Origin of the sequence: Mucilaginibacter flavus (assembly GCF_030409315.1) — a bacterium.
GTDB lineage: Bacteria > Bacteroidota > Bacteroidia > Sphingobacteriales > Sphingobacteriaceae > Mucilaginibacter > Mucilaginibacter flavus.
The window spans coordinates 58,484-79,587 of the sequence record NZ_JAUFPS010000021.1 but is presented as its reverse complement, the minus strand read 5'-3'; the positions used below and the strand labels follow the sequence as shown (position 1 = coordinate 79,587).

14 protein-coding genes are annotated in these 21,104 nt (G+C 41.9%); 10 read left to right on the top strand and 4 right to left on the bottom strand.

Features of this window, described 5'->3' with window-relative positions:
- Positions 1–10: 10 nt before the first annotated feature.
- Together QWZ17_RS07640 and QWZ17_RS07635 are read right to left on the bottom strand one after the other, a co-directional pair.
- On the bottom strand, positions 11–1,678 hold the full coding sequence (locus QWZ17_RS07640) for a RagB/SusD family nutrient uptake outer membrane protein (protein ID WP_290304509.1): 1,668 nt from the start codon (positions 1,676–1,678) through the stop codon (positions 11–13).
- A 13-nt stretch (positions 1,679–1,691) separates the two neighbouring features.
- Positions 1,692–4,850, bottom strand: a complete 3,159-nt coding sequence (locus QWZ17_RS07635; protein ID WP_290304508.1) for a SusC/RagA family TonB-linked outer membrane protein — start codon at positions 4,848–4,850, stop codon at positions 1,692–1,694.
- A gap of 2,281 nt (positions 4,851–7,131) precedes the next feature.
- Between QWZ17_RS07635 and QWZ17_RS07630 the strand changes: the two genes are divergently transcribed.
- The 3 genes from QWZ17_RS07630 to QWZ17_RS07620 all read left to right on the top strand — a co-directional run bounded on the left by QWZ17_RS07630 (position 7,132) and on the right by QWZ17_RS07620 (position 9,335).
- Positions 7,132–7,602: a sensor histidine kinase gene (locus tag QWZ17_RS07630; protein ID WP_290304507.1), complete on the top strand. Its 471-nt coding sequence runs from the start codon at positions 7,132–7,134 to the stop codon at positions 7,600–7,602.
- Between the two features lie 276 nt (positions 7,603–7,878).
- The gene (locus QWZ17_RS07625) at positions 7,879–8,634 is read left to right on the top strand and encodes an SDR family oxidoreductase (RefSeq protein WP_290304506.1); all 756 of its coding nucleotides are present in this window, start codon (positions 7,879–7,881) and stop codon (positions 8,632–8,634) included.
- 116 nt (positions 8,635–8,750) lie between these two features.
- Positions 8,751–9,335 (top strand): TetR/AcrR family transcriptional regulator, encoded by a 585-nt coding sequence (locus tag QWZ17_RS07620; RefSeq protein WP_290304505.1) that lies wholly within the window; start codon positions 8,751–8,753, stop codon positions 9,333–9,335.
- A gap of 4 nt (positions 9,336–9,339) precedes the next feature.
- Here the strand turns inward: QWZ17_RS07620 and QWZ17_RS07615 are convergent, their stop codons facing one another.
- Positions 9,340–9,885 carry a hypothetical protein gene (locus QWZ17_RS07615; RefSeq protein ID WP_290304504.1) on the bottom strand — a complete coding sequence of 182 codons (546 nt, stop codon included), beginning with the start codon at positions 9,883–9,885 and terminating at the stop codon, positions 9,340–9,342.
- A 303-nt stretch (positions 9,886–10,188) separates the two neighbouring features.
- Between QWZ17_RS07615 and QWZ17_RS07610 the strand changes: the two genes are divergently transcribed.
- Together QWZ17_RS07610 and QWZ17_RS07605 are read left to right on the top strand one after the other, a co-directional pair.
- A complete protein-coding gene (locus QWZ17_RS07610) occupies positions 10,189–11,688 on the top strand; it encodes a malate:quinone oxidoreductase (protein WP_290304503.1) in 1,500 nt (499 codons plus the stop codon).
- 126 nt (positions 11,689–11,814) lie between these two features.
- The gene (locus QWZ17_RS07605; RefSeq protein ID WP_290304502.1) at positions 11,815–12,360 is read left to right on the top strand and encodes an REP-associated tyrosine transposase; all 546 of its coding nucleotides are present in this window, start codon (positions 11,815–11,817) and stop codon (positions 12,358–12,360) included.
- Between the two features lie 212 nt (positions 12,361–12,572).
- On the opposite strand, the gene QWZ17_RS07600 is transcribed toward QWZ17_RS07605, so the two are convergent.
- Entirely contained in the window at positions 12,573–15,176 is a 2,604-nt protein-coding gene (locus tag QWZ17_RS07600) for a M1 family metallopeptidase (RefSeq protein WP_290304501.1), read from the bottom strand.
- 272 nt (positions 15,177–15,448) lie between these two features.
- Here QWZ17_RS07600 and QWZ17_RS07595 point away from each other — a divergent pair, with 272 nt between their 5' ends.
- The 5 genes from QWZ17_RS07595 (at position 15,449) to QWZ17_RS07575 (ending at position 21,104) form a co-directional block, all read left to right on the top strand.
- Positions 15,449–16,399, top strand: coding sequence for a glycosyltransferase family 2 protein (locus tag QWZ17_RS07595; RefSeq protein WP_290304500.1), 951 nt, complete (start codon positions 15,449–15,451; stop codon positions 16,397–16,399).
- A 147-nt stretch (positions 16,400–16,546) separates the two neighbouring features.
- On the top strand, positions 16,547–17,515 hold the full coding sequence (locus QWZ17_RS07590) for a glycosyltransferase family 2 protein (protein ID WP_290304499.1): 969 nt from the start codon (positions 16,547–16,549) through the stop codon (positions 17,513–17,515).
- 6 nt (positions 17,516–17,521) lie between these two features.
- Positions 17,522–18,295, top strand: coding sequence for a glycerophosphoryl diester phosphodiesterase membrane domain-containing protein (locus QWZ17_RS07585; protein WP_290304498.1), 774 nt, complete (start codon positions 17,522–17,524; stop codon positions 18,293–18,295).
- A 3-nt stretch (positions 18,296–18,298) separates the two neighbouring features.
- The gene (locus tag QWZ17_RS07580) at positions 18,299–19,798 is read left to right on the top strand and encodes a GH3 auxin-responsive promoter family protein (RefSeq protein ID WP_290304497.1); all 1,500 of its coding nucleotides are present in this window, start codon (positions 18,299–18,301) and stop codon (positions 19,796–19,798) included.
- Positions 19,799–19,916: 118 nt separating this feature from the next.
- Positions 19,917–21,104 (top strand): 1-deoxy-D-xylulose-5-phosphate reductoisomerase, encoded by a 1,188-nt coding sequence (locus tag QWZ17_RS07575; protein ID WP_290304496.1) that lies wholly within the window; start codon positions 19,917–19,919, stop codon positions 21,102–21,104.

Below are 21,104 nucleotides of genomic sequence, written 5' to 3'. Positions count from 1 at the left end.
TTTTAAGTTTTTATTTGAACACGTATGGTACAGGAGGATCGGCAAGTTTAGGATCGGCGGCAATCTCTGTTGCCGGGATCGGGAAAACCAGGTTGGCATCTGTTACGGTTAAAAACTGGTTTCCGTAACGTACAGGCGGGTTGCTGTTATCAGACGTACCCCTATCCTGCTGCTTCATGTACGCGATGGCTTTAGGGTGACTTGTTTTATCAAAGCCATCCAGGCGCATCAGGTCAAAAAAGAAATCGTCTTCAAATGCAAACTCGCGCCGGCGTTCGTCCAAAATATCATCTTTAATGAGCGTGGTTGGCACATTCCCGTTAGGAGTCGCGCCGTATTTACCAATATTGGCATTAGGCACAGTGTACCAGCGCTTAATGGAAAGCAGGTTACCTAAACCGGCACGTTTACGAATAGTATTGATAGCCGCCAATGCAGCAGGATCTGTACTGGTAGTTGCACCGGCCATAATAGCTTCTGCGTCAATCAAATACATATCCGAATAACGTAACAAGTAGGTATTATTAGCAGATGCCTGCCTGCCGCCTACGCCGCCGTTATCTGCCGGCGAGCCTACCACGTATTTTTTAACCTGGGCGTGAGTGCCCTGGCTACTGGCATCGGCCGGTAAAGTGTAACCGCCATTAGCCTGGTTAATTTCGGGGTATTTATCGCCGGGGAGCATAATGGTTGCTTTACGGCGCAAATCGGCCGGGTCGTACTCGTCCTGGAGGTCAAATGTCGGTCCGGCTTGTCCGTAGCCATCACCGGTACCGGTAATTACGCTATTGAAGGCCACCGCGGCCTGGAATGGATTGCCCAAACCATATTGCCCGCTGGTAGCCCATTGCAGGGCAATCATCGATTCTTCGTTATTGTTGTTGGCGGTAAGGAATAAATCGGCAAATGCTTTGCCCTGTACATCTATGCCGTAGAGTTTAAACTCGCCGCTTTGAATCACCTTCTCTGCCTCTGCCCTGGCATTGGTATAATCCTGCATATACAGATACACTTTTGCCAGCATGCCCGAGGCCGAGCCACTTGAAACACGGGCATTGGCCGATCCTGTACCACTCCTCACATTGGTTTTCAAGTTGGCTTCGGCAAACTTCAAATCATTTACAATAAATTTGTAAACATCAGCAACCGGGTTTCTGGGCACCTGGTAGTTGGTTACATAATCTGATGTGTTTTCAATGATAGGCACCGGGCCAAAAACCCGCACCAAATGAAAATACGCCAGCGCGCGCCATAAATGCGCTTCGCCAAGGGCATTATTTACAATGGATTTATCAACAGATGCAGGCACCTTTGATGGCAGGTTATTGATAATACCGTTGGCCTGCGCTACTTCAATATACAACGAGTTCCATGCTGCCGCGATTTCAAAATTGGTACCGGTAACGGTATAATCCTGAAAGTTGATGATATCGCTGGAGTAGGTACGCGCGTTACCGCTGCTTAAATCGGCAATTGACCAGCCTGCTTTACCGCTCCAGCCAAACCACGGGGCGCTGTACAACACGTTGGTACTGGCCGCCACCTGATCGGCAGTTTGATAAAAATTATCAACCGTGATCTGGCTTTTAGGCGCGCGGCTAAAATAATCCTTTTTGCAGCTTGTCGCCATAACACTGGTTATAGCAGCTATTCCTATAAAATATTTAGTTTTTTTCATTTGATTTTATCAGTTAAAACTCAGCGTTTACGCCAAACGTAATGGTACGTGCCTGGGGATACCTGCCCAGATCAACACCTGTTAAAAACACATTTTGATTGTTTGAACCTATTTCCGGATCAAGGCCTTTGTATGGTGTAAACACATACAGGTTTTGCCCGCTGGCATATACCCTTAACCGCGAAAGTTTGATTTTACTAACAAGTGACGCAGGCAGGTTATAACCCAATGTTACGTTTTGCACCCTCAGGAATGAGCCGCTTTCAATAAATCGATCTGAGTTGTACAGATTAGGGTTATCGCCGGCAGATGGCCTTGGAATGTTTGACGTAGGGTTGGCCGGCGTCCAGAAATTAGCTACCGATGCCAGCTGATTTTGGTACAGGCTACCTAAACTGGCAATCTGGTAATTCAATACGTTAAATATTTTGGCACCGTATGATCCGTTCAGGAAAATACTCATATCAAAGCCTTTGTAATTAAAGGTATTGGTAATGCCGTAGGTAAATTTAGGATTAGGGTTACCAAGATCGGTTTGGTCATTAATATCGATTTTACCATCGTGGTTTACATCCTCATACTGAACATCACCTAACCATGTGCCTCCGGAAGAATTGCTTACAGGCCTTGGCGCGAATTGCGGCGGCGCGTTTCTTAACTGCGCGTCGGTTTTAAAGATGCCTATCGCTTTGTAGCCGTAAAATTCGCCAACCGCTGTACCGGGTTGGGTACGGGTTACCGGCAAATTCAGGAAGCTGGTGGTTACGTTTGCACTGATGTATGGTGTACCGTTGTATAACGAAATCACCTTATTGGTGTAATGGCTAAAAATTACCGTGGTGTTCCACTTAAAGCTACCAGATACAATGTTTTTACTGGTAAGTGAAAACTCGAAACCTTTGGCTGATAATTTACCACCGTTTTCAAACGGCGCGCTGATTACGCCTGTACCAGAGTACTCTGCAGTTTGGCCAAGCAAAAAGGCTGGTAATGAAGCCTGGAACAGGAAGTTTTTGGCGCTTTTGTCAAAGTAATCAAAACTACCGTCAACCCTGTTGCCAAAAAGGCTAAAGTCAACACCGGCATCAAACTGTAAAGCAGTTTCCCAGGTAAGATTTGGGTTTGGAACCTTATCAATAGCGAAACCCGTTCCCAAACCGGTTTTAACAGAGTTAAGCGCCGAGCCATAACGGTAAGCAGGGATATTTTGGTTACCGGTTTCGCCGTAGCTTGCACGAATCTTAATATTATCGGCTACCTGTTTCACGCTTGCCATAAAGGCCTCGTCGGATAACCGCCATGAAACCGCGAATGATGGAAAATAACCGGTTTGATGACCTTGCGCAAATTTGGATGACCTATCTGCCCGGTAGGTAGCGGTTAAGCTGTATTTATTATCAAACGTATAAATGGCACGCGCAAAAGCCGACTCTAAAATATCATTGTTGCCAATGTATTCATCGATAGTTGCGGTTGAAGCTGTACCTAAACCTAATGCAGGTAAATCGTTCGATAAGAAACCGTTAACACCCGCGCTATTGCTATGATAAACCGAATTGATTAACTCATGAGCTGCCAAAACGGTTAAGTTATGTTTTTTAGCAAAGGTGTGGTTGTAGGTAAGATACTCTTTCCATCCCCAATAGGTTGAATTGGTATAATACTCCTGCAAGGTGGCTGTAGGGTTGGTATACAGCGGACCGTAATTATAAGTTGGTGTAAAGAAATTAGCGGCTGTATAATTGACATCGCCCCCTACTTCTGAATGTAATGTCAAGTCTTTAAAGAAACGCAAATCGGCATATAAACTACCGTTAAAATTATCACGCGCCAGGTTATTGGTGATAGATAAAGCCTGTGCAACCGGGTTAATCTGCGCGCCAATTTGCCCGGCCTGCGGACCGGCAAAAGAACCGTCGGCATTATAAATAGCCTGATCTGGCGCGCTCAATAAAGCGGTATAAATAATCCCCGTGTTGTTGCTTAATGATGTATTTTGAAAGCTACGGGCAGCAGAAAGGTTTGTACCTACCCTAAACCACTCCTTAACCTGCGAGTTTACGTTGGCACGAATGGTATACCTGTCGAAATCATTGCCCAATACCGTACCTTTTTGCTTTACATACCCGGCAGAAATATAGTAGTCATTACCATCTTTTGCTCCTGAAAAAGATAACTGGTGGCTTTGGGTGGGCGCGGTTCTGAAAATCGCTTTTTGCCAGTTGGTTCCTTCGGGCAGTAAATCGGGATTGGCAAACTCCCCCCTCCTGTTTTGGCCGCTATTGTCGGCAAGGGCATTTTCAAGGGCGGCGTATTGTTTCAGGTTCATCATCGGCAAAAACTTGCCTTGTTGCTGAAAACCGTAATCGCCCGTATAGCCAATTTTCATGGAACCACTTTTGCCACGTTTGGTGGTAATGATGATTACACCGTTTGAACCCCTGCTACCATAAATAGCTGTTGCCGACGCATCTTTTAATACATCGATGCTTTCAATATCGGCAGGGTTTAAAAAAGTAAGCGGACTTGGCGCGTTTTCACCGTTATTGGCTGCTATTCCTTGAGAACGGCCACTGGTTGATTGGTTGGTAGCATCCCCAGAAATTGCAACACCATCTATTACATAAAGAGGCTCGTTTGAAAGACTCAGTGATGTAATACCACGGATATGCACTGAAGTAGAGCTACCCGGTCCACCGGCGTTTTGCGTAATAGTTACGCCCGAAGCTTTACCCTGTAATAACTGATCGACACTTACCTGCGGGATATCGGCAATATCTTTGGCCGTAACAGAAGATATAGCGCCGTTTACATCCTGTCTTTTTTGGGTACCGTAGCCTATAACCACCACATCAGATAGTGCCGTTGCTGTTGATTGCAGGCTTAAGTTGATTACCTGCCTATCGCCAACTACAATCTCTTTGGTTTGCATCCCGATGAAGGAGAATACCAGTATTTTGCCACCAGCCGGCATGGCGATACTGTAATTACCGTTAACATCAGATACGGTGCTTCTGTTGGTTCCTTTTACCAGGATAGATACACCGGGAAGTGTAATTCCTTTTTCATCGGTAACGGTACCTTTTATTGGTGTTCCCTGGTTTTGAGCGCTGACTGCGGCACTTATAAACAAGGACATGAATAGCAGTACTATTCGTAAATATTTTGCCATAATGGTTTATTTGATTGGTTTATAATTTATTGGTTTGTTGTTTTTATGCTTCCGAACCCCGTGTTCTTCATCTGAAAATGCCATGCATTTCCCCACCGATCCGAGTGCTGCCATGCCTGATTGATAATCAGTGTGGCTAAAAAATTAATTTGATAAAATGATCGTCCTCCTTCCTTAAAAGCCGTTTAATTATAAAAGCCACAAGCAGAATAAGTAACTAAAATCACTTCGCAATCGATTGTGAAAAATATCGGTCTTATCCCGCTCTTTCCTGTTCTATCAGGGATTGCAAAAAGTAAATCAGGTGTTATCTGGTATAATTGGTATTACAGCGATAAAATTAGAAACAAAAAATCAATAATACAATCGATTGCACAAATTTTGCATACTTATTAAAAATACATTAAAGTAATCTATTTCAAAAAGGCCTTTTTATTATACAATAAAGGCCTTTTTGTACCTAATAAATACATTATTGATAAATTATCGATTGCATTAATGTTACAAAAAAGTTACATGATCTTTATTTAACATGAGTTCCTGGCATCTCAAAAATGACAAATAACGCTTGTACACCAGAGGCTCGCGAGCGGCCAGTACAGCAAGATATCTGTACTTACTCATATTGTTGAGGGTGGCAAATAATTATTACTCGTCCATACTGTTTATCGTTTAAAACAACGACCAACCTTATGCATCATGCCCCCGATCCCGCTACAGATTTAGGTTCATTGATTTAGCTAATGCAAACGTTTTTTTACATGACCACATCGCATACCATTAATGTTTTCAGTCAATTTATGTAATAACATCTCACTAAAACATGAGCCATACAACAAAGTATATTACATACAAATATTTTATATCCAAATATTTGACATATTTATATAAACAATAACTTCCGATTGTTTTTTCACCTTTAAAACCTATCCAGATTGCTTACGGAATTTTTATCTGTATGAATAAATAGTTATGATAGTTATGCCTTATGGCTCGACATTGACATCAAACGGTAAATAATCACGCATATTGAAGCCTGGCTGGCGATATCTATTTAGCGGGAGGCATCACTTAAATGAAAAGAGAGATAAAAAAACAACGGTTAGCTGAAATTAAAAAGTACTCTTTCCTCTTTTTATAACAGCAGACTGTATTGAAACTTCTTGTAGTAACTCCTTACACTATCAAACCAAAAACAAGAGTAACAGCTTTTTATATTCAAGAGATAGTTAAAGAAAATAGGTGGATTCAAAAAATGAGAATATAGTATAATGGCCAGCTAAGCCTGGAATCCGCAAAGCCCTAAATGCTTCCCTTTAAAAAATGGCTCTTATCGCCAAGTACTATGCGGGCTGATAAAATTGCAGTCCTGATTTTATAACATTAAGTACAAACAAACTGAAGGTAAGCAACCTATCGTTTTTTAATTATTTAGCACGCAAATGTTTTTTAACCATGACCAGGTAATTATGAATGCCCATTATTGCGTAATAAAATGGTGCACTCAATGATGAATTCGACACATTCAATAAGGATTTTCATTGGGTATGCAACGAGCGATAATAGCAGGAATAATATCGCATTAAAAACTTCAAATTCTTATTTTACTATATTGATAATGAAATATTTAAAACAAATCATTAAAGAAATAGACTAACGACATATCATCAAGAAACGAACCAGACAGCCCCTGCCTGTTTTAGATAAAGATGAATATTTTGTGTCGGCTGGTCAGTAAGGATACTTTATCAAGGCCCGCTTTTACCATTGCAAACATCATTAGTAGCCCCCTCCTACTGCCTTGGGTTTCGAGTAATACAAATACTCGACTTTATATTATTAACACCTTAAATCGCCTAAAACAGGTAAATAACGCCACAACAAATAAAGGCAGCCCCCCGTATCGTAAAACAAACCTAAACCGCGCTACTCACTTTATACAATATTGTTACCCGGTTTTCAAAATACTTTTCAATTTCGGTTATGCCGGTTTTAGTTTTCGGCTATGGTGAATAACCCATAAGCTATTAATTTGCTTCAGCCAATAAACCAACAACTACCGGCTATACTCTCAAAACGAGTAAATTACCTATTGGTTTAAAATTAATTGTCAGGAACACATAAATTGCGTAATAATACGCATCTAATAATGAATGGTTTATATTAGATTTGTATCAGCATTTTATCATACCGTTACATTACCTACATAATTAAGCGCCCACTAAATACGCGGACTTCATTGCTTGCGAAAAACAATATTTTAATTATACTTGATACAATTATGCTTAATACCCCTAAAACCCAGGCCGAAGGATTTCGGAGCACCGATGCGTTGTTTAACATTAATAACAGCATCCGTAACTGTTTAAGCCTTATTCAAAATGAGACTGGCAACCGCAGGATAATATGCCTGTTTGATCCGCCAATTAAACTCATTCATGGCGACGAGGAAAAAATTAGCCAGGTAATCATCCACCTGGTAAAAAACGCCATCAAATACTCGCCCGAATCAAAAAAAATAGAAGTACGTACCAGCGCCGAAAACGGCAAGGTTAAAGTAAGTGTAAGCGACCATGGCATTGGCATACCAGGCCAGCTAATAAAAGGTTTATTTGAATACAGCAAGCAGGATAATCCACAGGAAACCGGCCTTAAAACAGCCGCACAGATCATAGCAAGCCACCACGGCCAAATAGGCGCCGAAAGCTACGTTGATGTAGGCAGCACCTTTTGGTTCACCCTACCGGGGTAATTCAGTTTGCAGTAGGCAGTAAGCAGTTTGCAGTAAAATTAAAGCAGTTATCAGTTTGCAGGTATGTAAACAGGTAACTGCTTTTTATTTTATCACAAATTAGCTGGTAACTGGCAACTGCACACCGCTAACTGCACACTGGCAACTGCAAACGCACGCCCTTTTGTAAACCCAATGTCATGATCATGGAAATTGAAAGATTTATTTTGAAATGATCGTTTCAAAATAACTATCTTTGAGCCATCAAACAAAAACAACAACATTAAAAATAAAACAATGAGCAATTTAACAAACAAAGTAGCCGTAATTACAGGGGGTAACAGCGGTATTGGTTATGCAACAGCAAAAGAATTTGCAGCAAAAGGAGCCCAGGTAGTAATTACCGGCCGTAATGCAGAAGCGGTTAGCAAAGCAGCCGAAGAATTAGGCGTAACAGGTATTGTATCTGACCAGGCAAAATTGAACCAGATAGATAATTTAGTAGCCGAGGTTAAAGATCAATACGGTAAAGTTGATATCCTGTTTTTGAACGCGGGTATAGCCTTGTTTAACTCTGCAGAAGCTATGACCGAAGACCAATACGATACCATGATGAACCTGAATGTCAAAGGCGTGTTCTTCACCGTTCAAAAATTCATCCCTATCCTTAATGATGGTGCCTCCATAATATTCAACGGATCTGTAAATGCCGCCTTAGGTGCGCCAGACAGCAGTGTATATGCAGCAAGCAAAGCAGCGCTTTTATCATTTACTAAAGTATTGGCACGTGAGCTTGCCCCACGCAAAATACGCGTTAACACTGTCTCTCCCGGCCCGGTTGCTACACCGCTTTATGGCAAACTTGGTTTAACCGATGAGCAGGTTGCAGGTTTCGGAAATATCTTAAACCAAAGAATTTTATTAAACCGTTTTGGCCAATCAGAAGAAATTGCCAATACTGTAAGGTTCTTAGCTTCAGACGATGCCTCATTTATAACCGGTACCGAACTTGTGGCTGATGGTGGTTTAACTGTAAATGCCCTAATCTATTAATCGGCAATAAATTTAAGTTTTTTTATACCGATTCGGAACGAATGTTTCAAATCGGTAACTTTGTATTTCTTATTTTATGACGGGCAAACTGCCCGCTCAAAACTGGAAATTTAAACATGGCAAGGAAAAAGGAATTTGACGAAGACGAACTGCTCAATAAAGCGGTGGCACTGTTTTGGGATAAGGGATACCATGCCACATCGGCCCAGGATTTGGTAGATGGGCTGGGGATCAACCGCTCAAGCCTTTATAATACTTATACAGATAAGCGAACGCTGTTTACCAAATCGTTAAGGCAGTACCAAGCAAAAAATACCGGGGCGGTACTTTCTATGCTAAAAAACGTAGTTAATGCCCAAGAGGCCATTACTCAATTGCTGTATGCGGTAATTAAGGAAAGCGAAGAAGATGAACTTGCCAAAGGTTGCTTTATGGTGAACACGGCCATTGAACTATCAAGTCATGATAAAGAGATTGGCTCCCTTGTAGCCGAAAATGCCAAAAGTGTGGAAGATGCTTTTGCCCGCACCATTGAAAAAGGCCAGCAAGATGGCCAGTTTACCAAAGCCAAAAGCGCGAAAGCACTGGCACATTTTGTATTTAGCACCATCAGCGGTTTAAGAGTATCGGCCCGGTCGGGCGTTGATAAGCAAACTTTGGAAGATATTGTTGAAGTAGCGTTATCGGCCCTAAAAGCTTAATATTCTATTTATCAGATGCAACGCCCCAATAACAGCTGCTCCGGATTTTCTTCAACAAATCTGGTGTAATGCTTGATACCGCATGCTCCAGTTTGTTTTGACTGTTAATAAGATACATAGTACCATTTGTATTGTTATAAACATAAGAGCAAAGCTTTTTATCCTCTCCCTCCTCTATCCGTTTCACATCAACCCGTACCCCGTTAGTTTTATTGCTGGTATCCGGCGTTAAAGCCGGATCTGACGCCTTTACCCAGTTAACGGTAAAGTTGATATCCTGTGGCAACAGGTTTATTGTGCTTTCCCTATAACTTTTACTTTCCTGGATAATTTGCAACAGGCATTTTACACAAGGATCACCAACAGTAGCGCTGCCATAATTTTTTTGAGGGTTATTAATCACACTATCTTTTTTTTCGGCAACCTGAACCGTGGTTTTGGTAGTATCTTTTGATACGGACGATGGTTTCTTTTCGGGCTGACTACATGCTGTAGTAACAATAGCTATGACAAGTATTAATATATTTTTTGGGGATCTTAGCAGACTCATGGGTTGTTTTAAAATTGGTGTCTAATATATACAGCCCAATGTTTATTTTGTGTTAACATATTATCAATACAGTTTGGGTAAATTGTACAAAAACTTGCTTATCTAAATTTAAACGTGGTTTTTATTGCATTTTTTTAATCAGTGGCGACAAATCTTCCTTAAAAATTCCTTAAAATTGTCTGTTTTATTTTTCCCTCATCTAAAGCTGCAAAACAGCCTTAGATTTGCATAACATTTTTTATAGAACCGGGTTATACCGGTGTAATTTAATTTCGGTTACCTTTTACAAGGTATCATACTAAGATGACTAATAGCGATAAAGTTTCAGGTTCGGCAGTTGATGTGGTTTTAATAGGCGCGGGTATCATGAGCGCTACATTGGGAGTAATGCTTAAGGAGCTGCAACCCGATTTAACGATCGAGATTTTTGAACGCCTGGATGTCATCGCCTCAGAAAGTTCGGCACCGATGAACAATGCAGGTACCGGTCACTCTGCTTTTTGCGAATTAAATTACACGCCCGAGCTACCAGATGGTACTGTAGAGATCAAAAAAGCCATCAAAATTGCCGAGCAGTTTGAGATCAGCAAAGAATTCTGGACTTATCTTATCGATCAAAAATATTTCGCTTCGCCGCAAAGCTTTATCCGCAAGGTACCGCATATGAGTTTTGTTTGGGGTGCCGATAATGTGAACTACCTAAAAAAACGCCAGCAGGCCCTTACTAAACATCACTTTTTTAAAGGGATGGAATACAGCGAAGATAAGGCGCAAATAAAAAAATGGATTCCCTTGGTAATGGAAGGCCGCGATGAAAATGAAAAGGTATCGGCCACATTTATGGATCTGGGTACCGATGTAAACTTTGGCAGCCTCACCAGCGGATTATTAGATAAATTAAAACAGCAACCCGGCGTTAACTTGCACATCAATCATGATGTAACCAATATTAAACGCAGCAAGGACCGCAGCTGGCAGATAACGGTAAAAGATAAAACCGGCGGCAGCAGCAGAAAAGTAAATGCAAAGTTCGTTTTTGTTGGTGCCGGAGGCGGTGCTTTACCATTATTGCAAAAATCGGGCATACAGGAAAGCAAAGGCTTTGGCGGTTTCCCGGTAAGCGGGCAATGGCTGGTTTGTAACAATCCCGAAGTTGTTAAACAACACGAAGCCAAAGTTTATGGTAAAGCGTCGGTAGGTTCGCCCCCTATGTCGGTACCTCACCTGGATACCCGTATGATTGATGGCAAACGCGAGTTACTGTTTGGCCCTTACGCCGGTTTCTCCACCCGTTTTTTAAAGAAAGGCTCATTGTTTGACCTGTTTGGGTCAATCAAGCTAAATAATATATTGCCCCTGCTTGCCGTAGGGCGCGATAACTGGCCATTAACCAAATACCTTATAAGTCAGGTAATGCAATCACCTGCCGATAGGCTTAAAGCCCTGCAGGAGTACATGCCTACCGCCAAAGCTGAAGACTGGCAACTGGATATTGCCGGCCAGCGCGTACAGGTAATTAAAAAAGATCCAAAACATACCGGCGTACTTGAATTTGGTACCGAAGTGGTAACATCTGCTGATGGAACAATCTCGGCATTATTAGGTGCCTCACCTGGTGCTTCAACATCTGTACCTATTATGATTCACCTGATTGAACGCTGCTTTAAAGATCACGTAAAATCAACCGGCTGGCAGGCCAAGCTAAAACTGATGATCCCATCGTATGGGCAATCGCTTGCTAACGATACAGCTTTAAGCGAGGCTACAAGGGAGCGGACCAGTAAGGCATTGGGACTGGTGTAGTTTATTCGCTACAGCAAGGCTCTGCCTTGTGGTCATCACGCAAAGTCTAAAACCGAAAGTTCTAATCGCCCTTGTGTTAACCATGCAAAGTCCCAAGCTAAAAATCCTAATATAATAGCTTAAGCTATGAGCCGTAATTATAAGTTCAAAAACCAGGAAGGCTTATATTTTGTTAGTTTTGCCACTGTCTTTTGGGTAGATATTTTTGTACGATTGGAGTATTTTGATTGCTTAGTACAAAATCTAAATTATTGTATAGCAAATAAAGGAATGGAAGTTTACGCGTGGTGTATAATGCCCAGCCACGTACACCTGGTATTTAAATCGACCATCCAAAAACCTGAAGATTTAATAAGAGACTTTAAATCATTCACATCCAAAGCCCTAATACGGCTGATAAGAGAAAACAACCAGGAAAGCAGAAAGGAATGGTTATCAAACTCTTTCAAAAAAGCGGCAAAAGCTAACAGTAATAATTCAGAAAATCAATTTTGGCAACAGCACAATAACCCCATTCAATTGTGGAGTGCCGTGGTTATTCAGCAAAAAATAGATTACACGCACAATAACCCGGTCATTGCCGGATTTGTGGAATATGATTATGAATATTTATATAGTAGTGCAAGAGACTATGCAGGACGTAAAGGGTTTGTGAATGTGATCATTACTTAGCGACAAGTAACGTACCTTGCATTTGAACCACAAGGCAGAGCCTTGCGGTAGCGCTGAACAAACGAGCATTGGGTTGTTGTAAAACCTCTTTCACTACCTCAAGGCTCTGCCTTGTGGTCCTCACGCTTAGTATACAACTAACAAATCACCTCACTTATTTCGATTTGCAAACGACCCACAAGGCAAAGCCTTGCGGTAGCGTTACGCCTTATTTACTGAAACGATACCGCCGGCATGTTACTATTCACCGCTGTCTCTTTCACCTTAAAATCGGCAGGGTGACCTAATATTACTGCCTTCATTAGGAAAGGAATTTTAATACCCCCATTTATCCCCTCATAGTTTCCCCATTCGACAGTCGAATCAGCTGGACCATCAATAATCTGCTTTACCTTTAATCCTGTTTTTTGGCTGTAAAAGTTTCTGATTATCGCGCCTTCGGCAATGTTAATGTCAACCTCATAAGCCATTTCGCCATTAACTACTTTAAAAGTAGAATCAAGCATCATTACATTAGGGTTCTTTTCGTAATCCAATTCAGGGAAAGGTTTACTTTTTTCTTTTAATAACTTTTTAGCCACATCATCTAAAGGCATGTCATGATTTACCTGTTGAACATTGATATTATCGCCATTAACCAAAATGTGCGTTAACACCATGTTATTGTATGATGGCACGGTAACCTGCTGGTAAAACATCCCAGGGGTACGGTACCTACTCACCATTTGTACATCTGAACCCTGTACGCTCGCGGTCAACGATATCTGCAAATCTTTGATATTTTTTAACTTATCAGTCCCGCCAATAGCATCAAGGTAATTTTTAATTACTGTTGCGGCAGTAATCCCTTTGGGTACAGGCAAGCCGCTGAACGAATTGTTTTCGGGATTCACATCCGGCAGTTTGTGATCGGGATCAATAGTTGCCAGGATTATTTTCGAGGTAGATTTATAAGGAAATGTCCAGGTACCGCCACGCTGCCAAATCTCGGCTGGTAGTTTTACAATTCCTGTTTTGCCATTTTCTTCTTTTATGCTGATGGTAACCGGCAGGGCCATTTCTTCCAGGTTTTCAATGGTGATGAGCGCCCCTTTTGATTCATCGCCGTCCTGGTAACTGATGCCCGTTATGGCCTGATCAAGCTTCCATGTGGTAAAAAACCACTCGTTCCAAAACCAGCTCAGATCCTCACCGGCGGCGTTATCCATGGTATGGAAAAAATCCCATGGCGTTGGGTGTTTAAAAGCCCAGCGTTTAATATACGTACGGAAAGCATAGTCAAAACGCTCTTCGCCCAAAATCTGTTCACGTAAAATGGTAAGCCCTAATGATGGCTTTTCATAAGCCGCCACACCTAAAAAGCTTTCCTGTATCACATCAGGAATGGTCATTATAGGCTCGGCATCGGCACTAAATAATCCCGAAGCCGCTTTTTGCTCGTCAACAGGCGTAAAATACTCGCCTTTATTAAATACACGGGTATCTACATCATTTAAAAACGTGTTAAAACCCTCGTCCATCCAGCCATATTTACGCTCGTTTGAACCTACAATCATTGGGAACCAGTTGTGGCCAAACTCGTGATTGGTAACATCCCAAAGACTGCCTGTTTTATTTTCAGACCCGCAGAAAACTATACCGGGATACTCCATCCCTCCTACAGTACCGGCCACATTAGTAGCTACGGGATAGGTGTATTCAAACCACTGGTTTGAGTATAGTTCAATAGCACCCTTCACATATTCGGTCGACCGGCTCCAGGCATCGTTGCCTTTAGCCTCGGCCGGGTAAACCGATTGCGCCAAAGCTTTTTTACCGCTTGGCAGGTTAATGCGCGCCGCATCCCATATAAAAGCCTTTGATGCTGCCCATGCCACATCGCGCGCGTTTTTACAGGCAAAGTGCCAGGTAAGGTTTGCCTTGGCCGGGTGGTCTGTCCCTTTCAAAACATCCGCCTCATCTCTTATCATTACCGTTTTATCGCTTTTTGCTGCCACGGCTAATTTAGCTATGGTAGCTGACGTATAAACCTCGGCGGGGTTCAGCAACTCGCCCGATGCTGTAATAACCAGGCTTGATGGCGCGGTAATGGTATAATCAAAATTGCCATACTCCAGGTAAAACTCGCCTGCGCCAAGATAGGGCAGCGTGTTCCAGCCGGTTACATCGTCATAAACTTCCATGCGTGGGTACCATTGGGCAATTTCATAAATCCAGCCATTTTTAGTTAGCTGGCGGCCCATCCTATCGGTACCATATTTGGGTACTTCAAAACCGTATTCAATTTTAATTTGGAGCTTCCCCCCTGCCGCTTTGAGCGAATCTTTTAATTTGATCTGCAAACGGGTATCTGTGACCAGGTAATCTGCCTTTTGGGTTTTACCGTTTTTAATAACATAAATGGCCTTTATTTCATCCCCTTTGGTATATGTCCTGTTAGCAAAACGGCCTCCGGTAACTGCCGTGGCGGCTTCGGCGCGCGAATCTTCGCGGTAAATGTTCTGATCGTCCTGCAGCCACAAAAAAGTAAGCGCATCCGGGCTGTTATTGGTATAGGTTATTACCGCCGTACCATCAATATGGTGTTTTACGGTATCCAACGTAACATCAATTTTATAATCGGCCCGGTTTTGCCAGTATTTTGAGCCTGGCGCGCCGCCCGCGTTTCTGAAATCATTGCCTTTTTCGGGGTAAAAAAGCGGACTAAATACTTTATGCTGATCGTATTTGGGCCCTTGCTGGTCGGCTGTTTGAGCGTAACCGGCAATGGCATCACCACACAACAAAACAATTAAAAGCGTTTTATAAAATTTCATGAAGAAGGTATTTATAGCGACAGGCAAGTTAATACAATAATTTCAACTGCTTTTAACGTAATACAGGAGTTACATAGTATGGTTTCATATCTGTTTAACAATAATTAACAGTTGCGTATTCGGTAATACTGTTATATGCCATTCACTAAAACATTCACAAACAGCTTAAATTTCCACCTATCAAAATCGGTACATAAACCATTCCCTATTTTTTATATTTTTGCGGTTGATTGCAGGTGAAGTTTTTTAGCCGGGCAGCACATTCCTTTTAGATGGATATATCAGTTGTAGTACCACTTTATGACGAAATAGAATCATTACCCGAGCTTACCTCATGGATAAGCCGTGTGATGGACGAAAACCACTTTACTTACGAAGTTATTTTGGTTGACGATGGCAGTAAGGACGGCTCGTGGGAGATGATCCGTAAATTAAGCCAGAACACCCCCTTTATCAAAGGCATTAAATTCAGGCGTAATTATGGTAAATCGGCCGCTTTAAATACGGGCTTTGCAGCAACCAAAGGGAACGTGGTTATAACTATGGACGCCGATTTGCAGGATAGTCCGGATGAGATACCGGAACTGTACCGCCGTATTGTTGAAGAAAAATACGACTTAATTTCGGGCTGGAAGGCTAAACGTTACGACCCGCTTAGTAAAACCATACCTACCAAGTTATTTAATGCCGCCACCCGCAAAATGAGCGGTATTGATAACCTGCACGATTTTAACTGCGGTTTAAAGGCTTACCGAAGCGCGGTTGTTAAAAATATAGAGATATATGGCGAAATGCACCGTTACATCCCGGTGCTGGCCAAATGGGCGGGCTTTAGCAAAATTGGCGAACAGGTAGTTGAACACCGCGCCCGAAAATACGGCAAAACCAAATTTGGCATGAGTCGTTTTGTGAATGGTTTCCTGGATTTACTTTCGATATTCTTTGTAGGCAAATTTGGCAAACGCCCCATGCACTTTTTTGGCACCATGGGTACGCTAAGTTTTTTTGCGGGATTGGTAATTGCCATATGGCTTACCAGCGAAAAGTTGTACAACCTGGCACATAATTTACCGGTACGCCAACCAACGGATAATCCCTGGTTTTACGGCGCAATGGTTGCCATAATATTGGGCTCTCAATTATTTTTGACCGGTTTTGTTGCCGAACTGGTTTCGCGTAGTTCCACAGATCGTAATAATTACCAGGTAGAAGAGACTATTTGATGTGCAAATTTCAAATGTGCAAATATGCAGATGAGAAATTGATTGATAAGGTGAAATAGTAACGAAATTGGGAGAAAAATCTAAAAATTATAGGATATGCAAATTCATCTGCACATCTGAAATCTAAAATCTGCACATCTAAAAAGAATGTTTTTTTCCATCATCATACCTTTATATAACCGGCCGCAGGAAATTAAAGAACTGCTGGATACGCTGGTGCTGCAAACCTATCGCAATTTTGAGGTATTGGTGATTGAGGATGGCTCTGTTAACGATGCCGAACAGATTGTTGCCTCGTTTATGGATAAGCTAAACCTGCGTTACTTTAAAAAAGTTAATGAAGGCCAGGGCTTTACCCGCAACTTTGGTTTCCAACATGCCAAAGGCGATTACTTTATCATATTTGATTCGGATTGTTTGATCCCGGCAAATTACCTGGAGATTGTCAACAACGCTCTCGCTGTAAATTATCTTGATGCCTATGGCGGACCAGATGGCGCACATGCTTCATTTACACCCACACAAAAGGCCATAAGTTACAGCATGACCTCCCCTTTTACAACCGGCGGTATCCGCGGCAATAAAAAAGGCATCGGCCAGTTTCACCCACGCAGTTTTAATATGGGGGTATCAAGACAGGTAGTTGAAAAGGTGGGCGGCTTTATTATTACCCGCCTGGGCGAGGATATTGAATACAGTATCCGCATCCATACCGCGGGCTTCAAAATAGGACTAATCGCCGATGCTATTGTTTATCATAAACGCCGCACCAATTTTGTGCAGTTTTTTAAGCAGCTGCATTTTTTTGGCAGGGCGCGTATCAACATTTCTAAATTTTTTCCCCAGGAACTAAAGGCTGTACACTTCTTCCCGGCGGTATTTACTGTTGGAGTTATTTTGGCAATTATATTTAACCTACTACAATGGCAAGTTGCTCTTTTGGCGAATGTTATACTGTTAGTTTTTATTTTGTTGATATTTTTTCATGCCTGGTGGAAAAATAAATCTTTAAAAATCGCATTTTTGAGCATTGTTGCTGCTTTTACCCAACTTACGGCCTACGGAATAGGATTTATGCAGGATTTTTGGAAGCGGATAATTTTAAACAGATCATAATAACCTATGTACCACGCCTTTTCTGTTGCAGAAACCATTAAAACTGCATGGCATGTATTGAAAAGAAACTTTGTTCCACTGGTGGTGTACTCGGTTATCTCTTTGTTTATTTATGAGATAGTGGACTTTTTTAAGGCATTTATTCTGATAGAAGACGATGTCCTAACGCAATTTATCTTCATATTCGTCCAGCTAATTGTTCAATGTTATATTGGTTTAAGCTTTTATAAACTGATTTTAACCCTAATGGATAGGGAGTATTACGAGTTTGAATTTAAGGATATTCTACCCTCGTTTAAAATGACCTTTAATTTTGTAGTTATTGGTTTATTGACAGGAATTTTAGTTGCCGTTTTGGTGTTCTTTTATGTGTTAGCTCAACGTAACTTAGGCCTTGAAAGCCTTTTTGAAGTTATTGAACTGCTTTTAATCCTTTACATTAGCTTACGTAGCATTTTTTGTATTTGCTTTATAGTTGATGATGATTCATCGCCAATTGAATCCCTTAAGCAAAGCTTCGAAATAACTAAAGATAATTTCTTTAAAACACTGGGTATCTTCCTTATTATCATAGCTATCCTCGTTACGGCCTTAATTCCCGTTTTTTTATTGATCAATTTAACAGGGCTCGATTCAAAAGGAGGCTTCGTGTTCCGCCTGGCGTTTTATTGTTGGTTTATTTTAACTTTTCCTTTCATACAGGTTATCATCATGGTTACTTACCGCAAATTGGTTTACAGCCATAAAGATGTGGATGATGATATTGCCGAAACCAATTAACAAATGGGGTTAAAAGCTGCATTGAGCAAAGTGTTTGCTGCCCTGGTAAACAGGGAGCTTAACTACCTGCGTAAAAACGCTGTCAGCCTGCAACAGCAAACGTTTAGCAGCCTTGTTTACCAGGCCAAAAACACAGCCTTTGGTAAAGCGCACCGTTTTCAAGAGATCAATAACTACGAGGATTTTAAAAGGAACGTACCAATTCACGACTATGAAGACCTTAGGCCTTACATAGACAGGGTTGTAAATGGCGAAGAAAACGTGTTATGGCCGGGCAAACCCGCTTATCTTGCCAAAACATCGGGTACCACATCGGGCGTAAAATATATCCCCATCTCAAAAGAAAGCATGCCGCAGCATATCAAGGCAGCCCGAAACGCATTGTTAAGCTATATTCACGAGACCGGCAATGCCGATTTTGTAGATGGCAAAATGATATTTTTACAAGGCAGCCCTATACTAAGCGAAAAGAATGGTGTATCTGTTGGTCGCCTATCGGGTATTGTGGCTCACCATGTACCGGCTTACTTGCAAAAAAACCGCTTACCAAGCTATCAAATTAATTGTATTGAAGATTGGGAGCAAAAGGTTGATGCCATTGTTGACGAAACCTACAACCAGGATATGCGCCTCATATCGGGCATACCTCCCTGGTGCCAGATGTATTTCGACAGGTTATCGGCTAAAGCGGGCGGTAAAAAGATCAATGATATTTTCCCTAATTTCAAACTCTACGTACATGGAGGCGTAAACTATGAGCCTTACCGCGCCCGTATGGAAGAAAGTATTGGCTTCGATATCGATTCTATCGAAACTTATCCCGCATCTGAGGGCTTCATCGCTTTCCAGGATTCACAAAAAGAAAAGGGACTGTTATTGCTGGTCAATTCGGGGATATTTTATGAGTTTATCCCATCCGAAGAATATTTTAATACCAATCCTACCCGCATCAATATTAAAGATGTAGAGCTGAATAAAAATTACGCTCTCATTATGAATACAAGTGCCGGTTTGTGGGGATATAGTTTAGGCGACACGATTAAATTCGTATCCAAAAATCCGTATAAAATTGTGGTGACCGGTCGCATTAAGCATTACATATCGGCTTTTGGCGAACATGTAATTGGCGAAGAGGTTGAACACGCCCTAATGAGCGTTGCCAAAGCAGAAGGTATTGATGTAATTGAGTTTACCGTAGCGCCACAGGTTAACCCGCAGGCAGGCCAATTACCTTACCATGAATGGTTTGTGGAATTTGGCACAGCGCCGGCCGATTTACAGGCTTTTGCCATAAAAGTGGATGAAGCCCTTCAAAAGAAAAATATTTACTATTTTGACCTCATTGAAGGTAACATTTTGCAACCTTTGATCATCCAAAGCCTGAAAAAAGACGCGTTCATCAATTACATGCGATCAGAAGGTAAACTTGGCGGGCAAAACAAAGTACCACGGCTATCAAACGACAGGAAGATAGCTGATGGATTGAAGGAATATATTAGTTAAAAAACAAAAAAGGGTGTCATGCTGAGCCCGTTGAAGCATAGCGGATAAAGGCCTCTGCGCACATCCTTCGACAAGCTCAGGATGACAGGCCCTCGTTTCTAAGTAAAAGATATTATAATTGAGTAATCAGATAAAAAACGTAGCCATTTTAGGCTCAACAGGTAGTATTGGTACCCAAACACTCGATGTTATTAAAGGTAACAGCAACCTGTTCAGGGCATTTTTATTGACCGCGCACTCCAACGCCGATTTGCTGATTAGCCAGGCTATTGAGTTTGTACCCGAGTATGCCATCATTTGCGATACCGGCAAATACCTCCAGGTTAAGGAGGCTTTGGCGCACTTACCCATCCAGGTACTGGCTGGCCACCAATCAATTATTGACTCCATTACTCATCCCGACATTGCAGTTGTACTTACCGCCATGGTTGGCTTTGCGGGTTTAGAGCCTACCATTGCCGCAATTAAGGCCGGTAAGGACATCGCGTTAGCAAACAAAGAAACCCTTGTTGTTGCCGGTGAAATAGTGACCGCTTTAGCCAAACAGCATGATGTAAAGATACTTCCTGTTGATTCAGAGCATTCGGCCATATTCCAATGCCTGGCCGGCGAAGAAAACAACCCGGTTGAAAAACTAATCATCACCGCATCCGGCGGCCCATTCCGTGGGCGCAATGTTGATTTTTTGGCTAATGTAACCCGCGAGGATGCCCTAAAACATCCCAACTGGGTAATGGGTGCCAAAATCACTATTGATTCGGCCTCGCTCATGAATAAAGGCCTGGAAGTGATAGAAGCCAAATGGCTGTTTGATGTGGATGCCGATCAGATTGAAGTAATTGTTCATCCACAATCTATCATCCACTCGATGGTGCAGTTTAAGGATGGATCAATTAAAGCGCAGATGGGCTTACCAGATATGAAGCTGCCTATCCAATACGCGCTTACTTATCCTGATAGGATTCAAAACGATTTTAAACGGTTCGACTTTACAGCTTATCCAAACCTTACGTTTGAAAAACCGGATGTGGATACTTTCCGTAATCTTAATTTAGCGTACATGGCGTTAAAGCAGGGAGGTAATATGCCCTGTATTATCAATGCCGCTAATGAAATAGCTGTTGCCGGCTTTTTAAATAACAAAATAGGCTTTTTAGCCATGAGCAATCTTATAGAAGAGTGCATGCAGCAGATAGCTTTTATTGAAAAGCCCACGCTAAACGACTATTTGAATACTGACAAAGAAACACGCATCTTTGCGCAAAATTTTATACAAACACTGCCGTTAAAGGCGATACACTACTAA

Coding starts and splice junctions, on each gene's coding strand:
- QWZ17_RS07590 (WP_290304499.1), top strand. CDS start 16,547: ATGTTTTTTTCCATCATCATACCTTTATATAACCGGCCGCAGGAAATT.
- QWZ17_RS07625 (WP_290304506.1), top strand. CDS start 7,879: ATGAGCAATTTAACAAACAAAGTAGCCGTAATTACAGGGGGTAACAGC.
- QWZ17_RS07620 (WP_290304505.1), top strand. CDS start 8,751: ATGGCAAGGAAAAAGGAATTTGACGAAGACGAACTGCTCAATAAAGCG.
- QWZ17_RS07610 (WP_290304503.1), top strand. CDS start 10,189: ATGACTAATAGCGATAAAGTTTCAGGTTCGGCAGTTGATGTGGTTTTA.
- QWZ17_RS07630 (WP_290304507.1), top strand. CDS start 7,132: ATGCTTAATACCCCTAAAACCCAGGCCGAAGGATTTCGGAGCACCGAT.
- QWZ17_RS07580 (WP_290304497.1), top strand. CDS start 18,299: ATGGGGTTAAAAGCTGCATTGAGCAAAGTGTTTGCTGCCCTGGTAAAC.
- QWZ17_RS07595 (WP_290304500.1), top strand. CDS start 15,449: ATGGATATATCAGTTGTAGTACCACTTTATGACGAAATAGAATCATTA.
- QWZ17_RS07605 (WP_290304502.1), top strand. CDS start 11,815: ATGAGCCGTAATTATAAGTTCAAAAACCAGGAAGGCTTATATTTTGTT.
- QWZ17_RS07615 (WP_290304504.1), bottom strand. CDS start 9,885: ATGAGTCTGCTAAGATCCCCAAAAAATATATTAATACTTGTCATAGCT.
- QWZ17_RS07585 (WP_290304498.1), top strand. CDS start 17,522: ATGTACCACGCCTTTTCTGTTGCAGAAACCATTAAAACTGCATGGCAT.
- QWZ17_RS07635 (WP_290304508.1), bottom strand. CDS start 4,850: ATGGCAAAATATTTACGAATAGTACTGCTATTCATGTCCTTGTTTATA.
- QWZ17_RS07600 (WP_290304501.1), bottom strand. CDS start 15,176: ATGAAATTTTATAAAACGCTTTTAATTGTTTTGTTGTGTGGTGATGCC.
- QWZ17_RS07640 (WP_290304509.1), bottom strand. CDS start 1,678: ATGAAAAAAACTAAATATTTTATAGGAATAGCTGCTATAACCAGTGTT.